Annotated in this window: 13 protein-coding genes and 1 other RNA gene; 3 read left to right on the top strand and 11 right to left on the bottom strand. The window is 33.0% G+C overall.

The genetic code is table 11. The features are described 5' to 3' along the window. The 7 genes from ACQY56_RS00865 to ACQY56_RS00895 form a co-directional block, all read right to left on the bottom strand. Positions 1-1,248 carry an OmpA family protein gene (locus ACQY56_RS00865; protein ID WP_428737459.1) on the bottom strand — a complete coding sequence of 416 codons (1,248 nt, stop codon included), beginning with the start codon at positions 1,246-1,248 and terminating at the stop codon, positions 1-3. Between the two features lie 12 nt (positions 1,249-1,260). Further along, positions 1,261-3,840: an Ig-like domain-containing protein gene (locus ACQY56_RS00870; protein WP_428737460.1), complete on the bottom strand. Its 2,580-nt coding sequence runs from the start codon at positions 3,838-3,840 to the stop codon at positions 1,261-1,263. A 108-nt stretch (positions 3,841-3,948) separates the two neighbouring features. Next, positions 3,949-4,623: a response regulator gene (locus tag ACQY56_RS00875; RefSeq protein WP_428737461.1), complete on the bottom strand. Its 675-nt coding sequence runs from the start codon at positions 4,621-4,623 to the stop codon at positions 3,949-3,951. Beyond that, positions 4,620-6,416: a 7TM diverse intracellular signaling domain-containing protein gene (locus ACQY56_RS00880; protein ID WP_428737462.1), complete on the bottom strand. Its 1,797-nt coding sequence runs from the start codon at positions 6,414-6,416 to the stop codon at positions 4,620-4,622. Before ACQY56_RS00880 ends, ACQY56_RS00875 begins: the two co-directional genes overlap by 4 nt. Before the next feature lie 130 nt (positions 6,417-6,546). Further along, positions 6,547-7,374, bottom strand: a complete 828-nt coding sequence (locus ACQY56_RS00885; RefSeq protein WP_428737463.1) for a D-hexose-6-phosphate mutarotase — start codon at positions 7,372-7,374, stop codon at positions 6,547-6,549. Next, a complete protein-coding gene (locus ACQY56_RS00890; RefSeq protein ID WP_428737464.1) occupies positions 7,352-7,849 on the bottom strand; it encodes a SixA phosphatase family protein in 498 nt (165 codons plus the stop codon). The genes ACQY56_RS00885 and ACQY56_RS00890 overlap by 23 nt, the downstream gene beginning before the upstream one ends. Beyond that, complete coding sequence (locus ACQY56_RS00895; RefSeq protein WP_428737465.1) at positions 7,850-8,098, bottom strand: hypothetical protein; 249 nt, start codon at positions 8,096-8,098, stop codon at positions 7,850-7,852. It lies immediately after the preceding gene. Positions 8,099-8,209: 111 nt separating this feature from the next. Here ACQY56_RS00895 and ACQY56_RS00900 point away from each other — a divergent pair, with 111 nt between their 5' ends. Together ACQY56_RS00900 and ACQY56_RS00905 are read left to right on the top strand one after the other, a co-directional pair. Continuing rightward, the gene (locus ACQY56_RS00900; RefSeq protein WP_428737466.1) at positions 8,210-8,587 is read left to right on the top strand and encodes a bacteriohemerythrin; all 378 of its coding nucleotides are present in this window, start codon (positions 8,210-8,212) and stop codon (positions 8,585-8,587) included. Between the two features lie 117 nt (positions 8,588-8,704). Then, entirely contained in the window at positions 8,705-11,176 is a 2,472-nt protein-coding gene (locus ACQY56_RS00905) for a multiheme c-type cytochrome (protein WP_428743698.1), read from the top strand. A 437-nt stretch (positions 11,177-11,613) separates the two neighbouring features. Here ACQY56_RS00905 and ACQY56_RS00910 read toward each other — a convergent pair whose 3' ends face one another. The 3 genes from ACQY56_RS00910 to rpmI form a co-directional block, all read right to left on the bottom strand. Then, complete coding sequence (locus ACQY56_RS00910; RefSeq protein ID WP_428737468.1) at positions 11,614-13,044, bottom strand: GGDEF domain-containing protein; 1,431 nt, start codon at positions 13,042-13,044, stop codon at positions 11,614-11,616. Positions 13,045-13,243: 199 nt separating this feature from the next. After that, positions 13,244-13,603 (bottom strand): 50S ribosomal protein L20, encoded by a 360-nt coding sequence (gene rplT / locus ACQY56_RS00915; protein ID WP_428737469.1) that lies wholly within the window; start codon positions 13,601-13,603, stop codon positions 13,244-13,246. 108 nt (positions 13,604-13,711) lie between these two features. Next, positions 13,712-13,903, bottom strand: coding sequence for a 50S ribosomal protein L35 (rpmI, locus tag ACQY56_RS00920; protein WP_428737470.1), 192 nt, complete (start codon positions 13,901-13,903; stop codon positions 13,712-13,714). An 83-nt stretch (positions 13,904-13,986) separates the two neighbouring features. Between rpmI and ACQY56_RS00925 the strand changes: the two genes are divergently transcribed. Beyond that, a complete protein-coding gene (locus ACQY56_RS00925; RefSeq protein WP_428737471.1) occupies positions 13,987-14,217 on the top strand; it encodes a hypothetical protein in 231 nt (76 codons plus the stop codon). Between the two features lie 11 nt (positions 14,218-14,228). Here ACQY56_RS00925 and ffs read toward each other — a convergent pair. Continuing rightward, an RNA gene (gene ffs / locus ACQY56_RS00930) (signal recognition particle sRNA small type) lies at positions 14,229-14,326 on the bottom strand. Positions 14,327-14,359: the final 33 nt, after the last annotated feature.

Below are 14,359 nucleotides of genomic sequence, written 5' to 3' on the forward strand. Positions count from 1 at the left end.
TTAGATTTTTATAAACTCTACACGACGATTGTTTGCTTTACCCTCTGGTGTAGCGTTATTATCTATCGGGCTTGTTTCACCTTTTCCTTTTGCCTCCAAGCGATCACTGCTAATGCCCATAGAGATAAGTCTTTGCATTACCGCTTCTGAGCGTTTTTGAGAAAGTGTCAGGTTATTTGCTTCATCTCCATCACTATCAGTATGCCCTTCGATACGGAATTTTACTTCAGGGTGCTTTTGCATGAGAGAAAAAATCTCATTAATCGGACCGCTACTCTCAGGTTTGAGTGTTGCTTTATTCACATCAAAACGGATACCGTTGACGATGATTTTTCCATCTTGAAGTACACGGTCATAGTACTTCACTCCACCCTTTGCTAAACGGATATTTTTAATGAATTTTTGATATTTATCATAACGCTCTGCACGGATAGTAATACCTGTTGGGTTTGCTGAATAATGGGGAATATTTATCAAACGAGTGTCGTTCATATAAGCTTTTAGTTTTCCTTTCGTAAAAGCAACAGAGATATGTCGCCAACCACCTACACTATCCCAATTGCTTTTTTTTCCTGGGTACTCGTTAGAAAAATCTCCAATACTAAGTGAGTTAACATATATCTCCAACTCTTTATTTTCCCCATATCTTTGATTTTTCCTATCATAGAAGCTTACCCAATAACGTCCAGAGTAACATTTTGGAGAAAAATAAGCATCAAATTCTAAGGTAAAAACATCTGGTAGGTAATCTTTTTTTGCATTTTTTATATACGGGACTATATCTGAATGTGTAAGGAACATAATAACATTTTCTCCATCTACAGTCGCAATTTCAACGTTTCCTTCTTTAAGATCCCAACGAGACGGAAACTCACCATTTTCCTCATCTGCACTTGGAGCATCTTCAAAGATTATGGTATCTCCAGGAACAAAGTCAAATTTTGACCATGATACTTTTGGGTTTGATGCGATAGATTTAGAATCATCTGATGTAGGCTTTGCACTTTTTTCTTGAGTAGTTTTTTGCGTATTTTTCCCCTCCATAGTATCATCAAAACCTTGTTCCACCTTATCAAGTGAATCTTCAACAGCTTTATTTGTACGTTTTTCTACTCTTTTATCAACACTTCGTTCAACCTTATCCATAACTGTATCAAAAAAACCTGCCGATACAGTTTGTGGGATAAAAATATATACACCAACTAAAGATGCAAACACAGTTCTATTTAATCTTTTATTACAACTCATAATTATCCCCTTTTAATTTAATGAAAATCTGTATACTGTTCCATGTATACCAATTGCAACACCTGAGTATTCATTTGAGAACTGAACTCTTACTATTTTTTCATCTGTTGTTATCTCTTCAGCTACACTCCATGTTAAACCACCATCTAAAGTTTTAAAAACTTTTGGACCTGTAGTTTCTGCCTCTATATAATTTACTGAAGCATATCCTTCTTTATCGTTTAAGAATGTAACTGTTTGAAAACCACTTGTAGCTACATCTATTCTTTGCCAATTTGCTCCACCATCTGTTGTTCTTAAGACAAATGCACTCTCTGGATCAAGTTTCACAGAAGAGTATGGGTTATCATAATCTGTGTTGTCAACATAATGTGTCCCTACTAATACAATCTCATCTTCACTTACAAAATAAGCATCCGATATAGCATCGTAAAAACCTATAGTGACACCATTATAAGTTCCTAACTCCCAACTATCTCCACCATCATGACTCAACATATAGTTAAATGTCATACTACTTGTAGTTTCATTTATAAATCTAATGCCATATACAATGGCATCCTCACTTACCTTACTAAAGTTTATTCGTGTTGCACTTGTAACTGCTGTTGAGCCTTGACCATCGGAGATATCTGCGACTTTCGCCATCTCAATAGTCGAAGTAAGTTTTCCAATATATGGGTTAGAATCAGCATCTGTACTAACTGTTCTAATCTCACCATTATTATTGAGTCCAAAATCCCATAGTATTGTACTATTGGCATCGAAACTATCAAAAAGCGTAGTTTTTCCATCCTGATCTATTTGATAAAGGTTTCTTGCACCAAATTCTACAGCAAGTAAACCAGCATCTGGAGCGATAAATCCTTTTCGATCCCATATACTTCCATGTAAAATTCCCTCTTGAAAATATGTGCTCCATGTCTGACCATTATCGGTACTTTCAGATATTATATACATTTGTGATGCTTCATCATATCCCCAAACATAACCATGATTATATAAGAAAACACCGTCCGTAACATTACTTATACCACTAACAGCTCCCTCTCTCCACTTTGCTTCTCGCAACTCAATATCTACACTATCTTCAGAGATCACTTCTTCATTACTATCATACGAAACACTTTTTACAGTATGTGCACCAACTGTAGATTTGTTTGTATCCCAATCTATTGTAAAAGGTTCTGTTATATCACTCCCAACACTAATATCATCTACAAAAAATTCTACCTTTGATGGTAAAACTCCACTATATACAGCACTCAAATTTTTTGTAGAGCCATATAAAATAAACTCTCCTACCATCGGTTCTGTCAAATAAATTTCATCTGGCAAAGCTTCATTATTGAGCGTGATTAAGTTGATTCTAAAGAGATCATCTTCTACAAGTTTATAGTTTTCATCAACCCATAAAATATCTACATATACCCCAAGTTCATACTCAACGCCTACATCTAAAGTAAGATTTACATTTGATGCAGATGCTGCAGACATATCCAATTCCCCAAATCCACTCAAATAAGCATATGGTCCAACAACACCATAAATCATAAGACTAAACTGTGGTCCTGCATTTGCTTTCATATCCGCACTAACACTCTCAAGATTTGGAAGTGCATAGTCTGTTTGTGGTTCAAATGTATGGATTGGTTTCCATCTAGGTGAACGATCATTTTTATACTCTACACCTATTTCACCATGAAAAGATTCTGAAGCTGAGAGCGCGAAGTTTGCTTCTATAGTTCCATCTGCTTTTAAGACAAGATCAATACGAGGGACAATAACTATTGCTGAGAGTGAAATAGGTGCAAGTTGGATTGAACCTATGGAGATGCTATCTTGAAAATCTATACCATTACTTGATTTTATAGAGAGTTTTGTACCTTGATCGATGACAAGACTTGTCTTAAAATATTCAGGAACTACAAGATATTCTGTCTCTAATTTAAAAATAATCCCAAAATCAAAAGTTGTTCTTCCTGAAACAGTTACATCTCCTCCATTATAATGAAATGTGTGATCAATACTTATATCAAATAAAGAACTTCCCTGTGAAGTTGCAACAGCAAGAACCTGCCCTTTATCATCGAGCTTCATATTTTCAAGCACAACTCCTTGAGCCAACTCAATACTACTAATTTGATCTGCTGAAATATTCTGACTCTCATAATCTATTTTTAGGTTATTTGTTGCTTCTAAAAGATTTGCTTGAACTGTAGATATTACTAATTCGCTTCCATTTACATCTATAGCTGTTATCTTTCTTAAAAAACCATACGGTGCTTTAGCAGAAGCCCCAGACATCAGTGTATCTCCAACTTTATAGTTTGCAAATCCACCACTATTTGGCATTCTAAAGACGAGTGTATTTTTATAATTACTTGCATTAATATCAGGAACTACACTCATCTCATCTACTGAAGAACTATTAACGACAACTGTTCCATCTTCTAAATCATAAGAAACTTCTGCTTTTACATCAGAACTTCCACCACCTGAACTTGAGGAACTACCCCCACCTCCACCACAACCACTAAATAACACAAATGTTATGGTTACAACTAAAGATAATATTCTACTCTTTAACATACAACTTCCTTTTTTTTAATTCAACCAAAAAAATTGTATTTTAAAAACGTTGTAAAAACATTGCAAAATATTTTTGTATTTGTAAGTCACATGTGTGAGGAAGAAGTTTTAAAAGTTTATTTTATACCCTATAGAGTGTATAGTTTGAATAAATTTATAGTTCAATTTGGAGCGTAAACGTGAGACCAATGCACGTCGTGTATTTTCATTAGATTCTTTTGTTGGCCATATTTCATTTTCAACATCGTATATAGATACAATTTGATTCTTACAGTTTAACAAAAGATGTAAAAGTTGACGTTCTTGTTTTGTCAAATGTACTACTTCTCCTATAAACAAGAGTTCATCAGCTTGACTATCGTATGAAAATTCTTGATCAAAAGTGATGTCTCCTTTTCTATAACTACCAAATTCTTTTTGAACCTGTTTTAATGCTATTTTAATAGCAACTTCTAACTCTTTTTCATGAAATGGTTTGATTAAATATGTCGAAGGATTTGTCTCGATAGCTCTTTGCAGAGTTATATCATCACTAAAAGCACTAATATAAATAATTGGAATATTTTTTATTTGATTAATTTGTTGTGCTACTGATATACCATCTATATCTCCCTTGATATAAACATCCATTAAAATGAGATCAACAACATTAGAGCGTATGATCTCCATAGCTTTTTTACCATTTGAAACTGTAGCAATTGGATTAAAACCTAATGTTTTAACAAAGTTTGATATCTCTAAAGCAACTATACTCTCATCTTCAACTATCAAAATATTTATCATATTTTAAACCTTATAGTATATGAAATTCCATGATCTTCCTGAAGTGTATACTCACCTTCTAATTGTTCTAAAATAATAGTATTTATAATCGCACTCCCTGATGATCTATTTTCATTGATATCTTTGATTTTACCATCACCATTATCTTTTATACTCAAAATATATCCCTGAGTATTTTTTTGCATACTTATCGTAAGAATAATCTCTTCTTTGTTAACATATTTTATAGCATTTATAACTATCTCATTAATAAGCAAACCTATATAGCTTGCTTCTTTAAGTGGTATATATATTTTGTTTACATCTATTTGTAATGTAAAATTATTTAAGTTAAAACTTAATTCAATTTTTTCACAAAGTTCAAGTATATACTGTTGCATATCAATTTTTTGTAGATTCTTTTGCACATACAACATCTCATGTGTTTTTGCTATAGCAATGATTCTGTTTTCTAAATTTTTAAAATGTTTTTTCAAGGACTCTTCTACACCTTGTGCTTGTATTCTTACTATGGAAAGCATAAGTTGTAAGTTGTTTTTTGTTCTATGATGTAACTCTTTGAGAAGAGTTTTTTGATTTTCTAAAGAGTTTGAGAGCTCTTTAGTACGTTTTTCAATCTCTGCTTCAATGATAACTTGCCTATTTTCTAAAGCTTTTACCAAAAGTTGATCCGCTTTCTCCTTCTCCTCTTGCAAAAGACTGTAACGGTCTGTAAAAGCCAATGAAAGTAAAAGAGCCTCAACTACAGTTGCATACAAAATAACATTTGGCATATCTAACATTATAGAGATTATCCCTAAACCATCAAGTATCATAAATGTAAAACCGACAACTAAGACACTCCACCCTGCTATAAATAAACGTGCTTGTTTATGCCCCTGACTATAAATATATATAGCAGCAAAAATATTAAAAAGAACAAAAAACAATCCTGTAACAATGCCAACCTCAGGATAATAAAAAGACGGAGTTCCAAATATTGGTATCTCTAAAATAGCAAATATAATGATTAAGTTATATACCTTATCAATTTTTTTATAATTTTTAGTCTCTAAAAACTCTTTTGCAAAAATAGCTGCAGTTATATACATAATGTTTACTTTAAATAAAACACTCAAATTGTCTATATATACAAACTCTTTTGGAAAATAAAGTGGTGTTATCCCAAGATAAGTAATTTGCTGGAAAATCAATGTACTCAAATATAAACTATAATATAAATATGCAATTTTTTTACTATAGAGATAGATTAAAAAATTGTAAAATAAAAGGGCTAGAATAACCCCTAAGGCCATCATAACAATGCCAAATTGCATGTTATCTGCATATTGAAAATCTTTTAAATCATTTAAAAAAAGTGCAAAACGTAGAGATGTTGTATGATTAGAAACTTTGAGATAGTATGTTTTTTTTGTTTTTGCTTGAAGTGTTATACCAAAAGCATGATTAAGTGTCACTTGTTTTGGAGTCATATGAAGCATTCCAGCTTTTATGATTTCTCCTGTTTCATCGTATAAAACTATTTCCTCAAGCAGAGGATTTCGAACTTCTAAAACCTTTGTAACAACAGTATCAGAATCATTAAAAAGAGAAATTTTTATCCAAATAATAGTATCTCTTTTAAAGCCAAGATTAATATCTCTAAGAGTATTTTTTTGAAATTGACTTGTCGTTTTAATAGATTCAAAATTTGTAGAATTTGAGCTCAATGAGATTTCAACTTGGTCTAAAATATTGCCGTTGTTGTGTAAAATATTTATAGGTTCTGCTTTTAAACAAACCCCTAAGAACAAAAACAATACTATAAATAATTTATCTATTTGAAAAAATCTCACCACACTCATCCATTTTATCTTTTTTATTATAGTAAAAAATCATTGTATTGCAACTAAAGGGCACCTCTAAAGAATAACTGATAGATAATTAAATTATTATTGTCTCTAAAGTATGTGCCTTTTGTGGTAAGAGTTCCCTTTTATCATCGTACGCATTTGCACTCTCAATACAAACAAACTCTTTATATGCATCTGATTGCATTGCACTCATACGAGCACATTTCTCAATCCACGGATTCCAAACCACTACACTTTTTGAGCCACTATTATTGATAAAGATTTTACGTTTTGCATCTTGTAAAATGATTTCACTTGCAACACCTTGATAAACTCTATCAACCTCTTGATTGAAAGTTATATCATCTTTTTGAAGCTCAGTTTTTAGTGTAAGTGCATCGAGATATTCTTTATCCTCTAAACCTCTAATAATTACATCATCTATCGACGAGACACTAAAATACGTATGAAATGCTTGAGAGAGCGTAAAAGGTTTTGTATCTAAATTTGTGGTTATCAACTCCAATTGCAAAGTTTTTCCAACTGTTATAACCAACTTCACATGAAATTTATAATCCCATAAAAAGTGTGATTCTTCGGAATCTTGTAAAGAAAAACTAATTTGTGTCGTATACTCATCGATCTCAATTAGGCTATCAAATTGCCACATCATAACTCTAGCAAAACCATGCTGTGGTAGGTCTGGATTGTTATCTCCAAAGGAAGGCCAACAAATTGGCACTCCACCGCGAATAGCTTTTCCTCTCTCAAATTCGCTCACTTCACTCAACCATAAAAGTGGTTCCTCTCCTACCCTTTGATAGTGAAATAGATGTGCACCTTGCAAGGCTATCTTAGCAGTTGCTGCTTTGTTTGTTATCTCAATGTAGTCTAAATCATTGATCGATTTTAACTGCAATATCTTCCCTTTTTGGGTATGCAAAATCTACAACTTTGCAACTATTCTCATCAATCTCTTCCTCTTCAGACTCTAAGATAACATATGCAGATGTTGGGATATTATCTATCTCTTGATCGCTTAGCATATTACAAAGATCAGTAAGCTCTGGATTGTGTGAGACTATCGCTATTACATCATGCTCCCCAAGTTGTTCATTGATAAGTTCTAAAATCTCCTCTTCAAAAGGATCATAAAGCTCATCATAATACTCCACTTCTACATCGAGAATCTCAGAAAAAATCTTTGCTGTTTTTTTTGCTCTTTTTGCGGGGCTTGAAAATATTTTCTCGATTGCAATATTGTGTGATTTTAAATGTTCAGCCATAATCGGTGCTTCACGTTTTCCACGTTTGTTTAAAGGTCTATCAAAATCATCTACATCTATATCTTTCCAACTTGATTTCGCATGTCTTATAAGTATAACTGTTTTCATCTATAACCCTTTTGACTTTCTGAGTCTCTCTTTATATGCACTTGGTGAGACATATTTACCACTTCGATCATTTGGTCCTGAATCTTTCTCATCTACTGCTTTTACTTTGGGTTGGTACTGTGTACGTTTTGTTTTTGTTACAGTTCCATCTAATTCAATTTTACTGATTAGTTCTGTTTTTAAACTATTTAATATTGTCATCACTAGTTCAACATTTTGTTCATCAACACTCAGTTTAATCTCTTTCATTTGTATCCCTCTTAGAGAATAATTTCATCTAATTTTATCATTTCCAACTTAATAGTTCGTCTCTCATGCGGTATAATACTTGCATCCTAAAAACAAAAAAAGAGTCTGCTAATGAATGATAACTTAGAGCTAAATATACCTCTCATAGATGAAAAACATGATGAGTTTTTAGAGATACTTGCCAAAATAAAATCTTCAAATAAACCTGAATTTTTACCTCTGTTTAAAGAGATGATAGAACACACACGTGAGCACTTTGCATTTGAAGAGGAGCTTATGGATAAGTATGATTTTTATGCCAAAGGTGAACATTTAGAGGAACATAAAAATCTACTACACGAGATGGAATATTTCTATGAAAAAGCACAAAAAATGCCAATATTTGGGCACTCCTACATTAATGACTATGCCTATGATAAATTTAAACGACATATCATCAATATCGACTCGCAATTTGCTATGTTTTTAAAAGATAAAGACCTTATCTAATTCTTATATTTATTTTAAATTTTCATATTATTTAACATATTTAATAAATCTTCATTAAATCTTCATTTTCCTATTTTATACTGCGTTAGATTCTATATCAATTAAGAAGGATACTTCATGAAAACAAGACTATCGATTAGCATGGCAGCGGTGGTTTTATTACTTTTTGGAGGATGTGGTAGCAGTTCATCTTCTGATACAAGTAGTGCAACTCAACAAACAGGTTATTTTGTAGATTCCAAAGTGCAGGGATTGGACTATAAAGGTTCAAATGGGTCTCATGGTACAACAGATAGTGATGGAGGATTTACATTCAAAAATGGAGAACGCATCACATTTTCTTTAGGAGATCATACTTTAGGAACTGTAACTTTAGACCAACAAGATAAAAATGCAGAGATTACTCCTATTGATTTGATACATGGGTATAAAACATCTCAATACTCCGCTACAATGTCTGATAGTGTGTCACAAGCAAATTTAGATACTACATTAAGAACATTACAAACTGCGGATGAAGATAGTGACACATCTAATGGTATACAAATTAGCGAAAATACAAAAGATTTTATAAGTAGAAACTTTTCATCTGAGGCTACAGACTCTGATGTAGAGAATTTGGCAAGTCACCTTGGAAAAGATTCTATTGATACAACAAGTGCAAGAGAACATTTTCAACGAACTTTAGATGATGTTAAATCTCATGATGAAGAACGTCACCATTCAGATGATGAGCATGATGAAGGAGATCACCATTCAGATGATGAACATGATGATTCTGATCATAACACAACAACTGATGAAGGTTCTGACAACAACACAACGACTGGCGGTAGTTCTGACAACAACACAACGACTGGTGGTGGTTCTGACAACAACACAACGACTGGTGGTGGTTCTGACAATAACACAACGACTGGTGGTGGTTCTGATAACAACTCAACAACTGGCGGTGGTTCAACAGGTGGTGGAACACAAGGTACTCCTCCAGACAATATAAAAGCAGGTAATGGTGTAAACTCTACAAGTGGATATACATTATTAGCATGGAATGATCTTGGTATGCATTGTATGGATGGGAATGATTACTCAGTCTTTTCTATTTTACCGCCATACAACACTTTAAATGCACAACTTATTCTTAAAAATGGAACATCGAACAAACATGTAACTTCAGGCGTAACAATTAAATACACATCAGAGGTTTCATTAGATGGAAAATACAATACAACTTCAATGTATACAAACTCTAATGAGTTAAAAACAAACTTTTGGGATTATGCGTCTGTGCTTTATCATGCAGTACTTGACCCAGATATTGGACTCACAGGCAATAGTGTTTCAAACTTTACTCCACATGAACTTACATATAATGCAGATCACAATTGGTGGGAAGCAGTTGGAATTCCTATGACTCCATATAATGATGATGGTTCAAAAAATTACTACCCTTTAGTGACTGTAAGTGCGTTTGATCAAAGTGGTGCGGTACTCGCTTCAACTACAGTGGTATTACCTGTAAGTGATGAGATGGACTGTAAAACTTGTCACAGTTCTACAAGTGGTTATAGCGACGCACAACCAAATGCTGGGTGGGAAAATGATATAGATGCTGAGAAAGATTTCAAATACAATATCTTAAGACTCCATGATGAATTGTATCCAACAGCAGTATCAGATCATCAAACTGAGCTTCAAGCTGCAGGATACACAACGTATGATGACAATGGTCTTTATACCAGTGCAAAAAATAACAATCCTGTTTTATGTGCTACATGTCACTCTACTAATGCACTTGGGACTTCAGGGGTAAGTAACACAAAACCTCTAACAGAAGCGATGCACTCAAAACATGCAAATGTTACTGACCCAACAAACTCTATGACACTAGGTAGCTCAGATAATAGAAGTGCATGTTACCGTTGTCATCCAGGTGCTACTACAAAATGTTTACGCGGAGCTATGGGTAAACAGTCAAACATTCAATGTCAAAGCTGTCATGGAAATATGAGTGCAGTTGGTACTCATGCTCGTAACGGTTGGTTAGAAGAGCCAAATTGTCAATCATGTCACCAAGATGGTAACCGTTATACTGAAGCTGTTACAAATGCAAATACTGGGACACTTAGAGCTGCAGTTGATACAAGATTTGCAACAAATGCAAATACACCTGCGAGTGGAGTGAGTCTGTATAGATTTAGTACAGGACATGGTGATATGCAATGTTCAGCTTGTCATGGTTCAACTCATGCTATTTATCCAAGTGAACACGCAGAAGATAATCTTCAAAGTATAGAGGTACAAGGGTTTGAAGGTACTATCGCTGAATGTACAGCATGTCATGATACTGCACCTTCAACTACAACAGGAGGACCTCACGGTATGCACACAGCTGGAAATGATTGGGTAAAAAACCATGATGATGTAGCTGAGAAAAATCATACGCAATGTGCAAGTTGTCACGGTGCTGATTATAGAGGAACTGAACTCTCTAAAATGTTCACAACGAGAGTTATGAGAAATAAAACTTTCGCTAAAGGACAAAAAGTTGGTTGTTACGACTGTCACAATGGTCCAAACGGCGACTAATCTTCTCTAACTAAAAGTGGGGATTTTTCTCCCACTTTACCCCCTCCAAAAAAATAAAATCTTCCCCAAATACATAATTGATAATAAATATCAATTTCATTTAAGCTTTCTTTTGATACTATTTTGATAGAAGTTATCAATAAAGGAGGTAAAATGTTTGTATTTAACAACAAAAAAAACATTCTTAAATTTCGCGGTAAACCATGCTAAGTACTTTTTAAAAAAAATAAATGAACTTAAAACGGGAGGTGTAAAAAAGATAGAAAAATTTATTTATACAAATACAAAAATTAATAATAAGATGGACATTCATGAAGATATTATGTCCAGATACCTATTTTAATGAAGGTTGTTTTACTCTAAAACATCAAATAGGTTTCAAAATATAAATGTGGCTATTTCTCCTTAATAAATAAAGCCAACTAAGACAATGTATTTTAGAGATGGGAGTTAACTTGATTTCTCCCATGCTCTTTTGAAAAATATAAATTATCATCAACACGTTTATACAAACTCTCTAAAGTATCATTTTCTTGAATTTCAACAACTCCTATACTTATAGTTACTACTTCGCTATCATTAACATATAAGTTTTCCTCGATAGTTTTACGTAGTTTTTCTGCAAATACTACAGCATCTTTTTTTCTAGTATTGCTTAAAAGTATCATAAACTCTTCGCCACCTATTCTAAAACAATAATCAGTTTTTCTCAAGTTTGATCGAACAATTTGAGCAAGTTTTATAAGAACTTCATCTCCTACAAGATGTCCATAAGTATCATTGATATGTTTAAATAAATCTATGTCAAAAAGCAACATCGAAAAAGTTGTGTTATAGCGTTTATAGTGTGCATATAACTCATCTAGTTTTTCATTATATGCCTTTCTATTTTGAAGCTGCGTGAGTTCATCTGTATAGGTTTGCTGTTTGAGTTGTTGATTTAAAGTTTGTACTTTATCAAGATTTAAAAGTGTTTTTCCAAAGAATTTAATCAGTAAATAAGTAAGCAATAATGGAAGGACAATAACAAATATAATAATCCAAATATATTGTTCTCTTGTTTTTTGTGCTTGATTTTCAAGATATTGTTTATTGAGTTGCAATAATATATGTAAACCACCTGCAATACTAACTTCCATTTTTTTCATTACAAAACTATTTGTATGCAAGAAATCTTTTTCTAAAAGTTGTCTATCATGTTTAGGATACTCTTGCATTATAGTGTACTTTTCTTCTTTAAATAAAGACCAATCTTTTTGATCATCGTGGTGGTAAATTATATAACCGTTATCATCGTATAAAACGATATCGTAAAGTGGTGCTGAAACAAGTTTTTTTAAAAACTCCTCCATAAAATAGTTAATAATGATAATCCCACCAAATTTCCCATCTTCTTTGATAGGTAAAATCGCTCTCATAGTTGGCTTATATGGAATCTCAACCTCTCCATGTTCAATATTAAGGTCAAGTGCAGAGAAATTTACTTTTTCTAACTCGTTTGCCATAGAGTGATAAAAATAGTATCTATGGGCTTTATTTTGTAGCTCTTTTTCTGGCACTACAGAAATTTTTCCACCGTATAGCTCTCTTTCAACTCTTATCTTCTCATTACCATCTTTGTCTATATAACGAAGTTGCATAAAGTCTACGCTAGATTGTGCACATGTTTTAAAAAGATCTTGTATATCTTTTGTATTGTTTCCTTTTGCAAGATATGTTTTAAAAAAATTTGAATCTCTAAGAGATAGAAGAATATTATTTGATTGTTCTAAAAAGACTTGGATTGTGTACTCACGTTCTTTTACCTTTTTGACAGCACTGTCTAAAGCTACTTTTTGAGCATTATCATGAAAATATATTTTTTCCAATAATATAATGGAAGTTGACATTACCAAGGAAGATATAATGAAAATAAAATATAGATATTTAATATTTTTATTGAGCATACAAACAACCCCTATGTCGTTATGTTAATATATCAAATCTATAAATAAGCTGAATTTATAAGTTTTATAAATGAGTTAAAAAAGGGAGTAAACTAAACCCAGAAAATGGGTCTAGTTGAAATTATGCAGCTAATGCAGCTTTTGAAGCTTCTACTACTTTTGAGAAAGCAGCAGCATCATTCATAGCCATATCAGCAAGAATTTTACGATCAAGCTCGATGCCAGCTTTGTGAAGTCCATTCATGAAAGTAGAATAGTTCATGTCATTTAAACGACATGCAGCATTGATACGGATGATCCATAATTTACGGAACTCACGTTTTTTCTGTTTTCTATCACGGAAAGCGTATACTAATGAACGCTCTAATTGTTCTTTAGCTTTTCTGTAGTGTTTACGACGTCCACTATAGAAACCTTTTGCTAATTTTAATATTTTTTTGTGTCTTCTTCTACGAACAACACCAGTTTTTACTCTTGGCATTTTATTTCCTTATTTTCTTTACCCAGCTACTTTAGTAGTCAAGGTGCCACTGCTTTGGTGGACTTGCCCAACATGAGTTGGAGAGTTTGTTAAATCAACTAAGTTTAATTAGTTAATCATAGCCTTAATGTTTTTCGCATCAACTTTAGCAACCACTTTTGGAGTGTTTTGCTCACGACGAGTTTGTGCATCTTGTTTTGTTAAGATGTGGCTTCTAAACGCAGTACCACGTTTGATTTGACCGTTTTTCTTAACTTTAAAGCGCTTTACAGCACCTTTTACCGATTTCATTTTTGGCATCGACGGCTCCTTTTGTAAAATTTCCACATAATTTGGAAACGCGATTATACCATAATTTTTTTAAGTTTTGCTATACTTTGTATATGAATTCGATTACACATGTAAAAAATGCTCTAAAAGAGCTAGATAACGAGGTTGAAAAGATCTTAACTGACTGGTCGATCCCGCTGAATGAAAAAGATAATTTAATGCTCCCTCTTTTGCAACAAAAAAAGGTACTAACACAAACTTTAGAAGACTTAGAATATTTGCGTGACAATCCACCATCGCCAAATCAACCGTGTGGAATTTCAAAATATAGGGAAGATATCTAAAAAGAAGGTGCCCCCCTCCAGATGTCTGCGGCACAAAAACCAATAAGGTGTGCTGCTATGTTCCCATCCTGACACATTGTCTCATAAGTTCCTTGCACAGGTCTAAAGAAGAGCGATGAAATTATAGCAAAGATATCTTAAA

It is taken from the genome of Sulfurimonas sp. (assembly GCF_050296975.1).
In the GTDB taxonomy this organism is placed as follows: Bacteria; Campylobacterota; Campylobacteria; order Campylobacterales; family Sulfurimonadaceae; genus Sulfurimonas.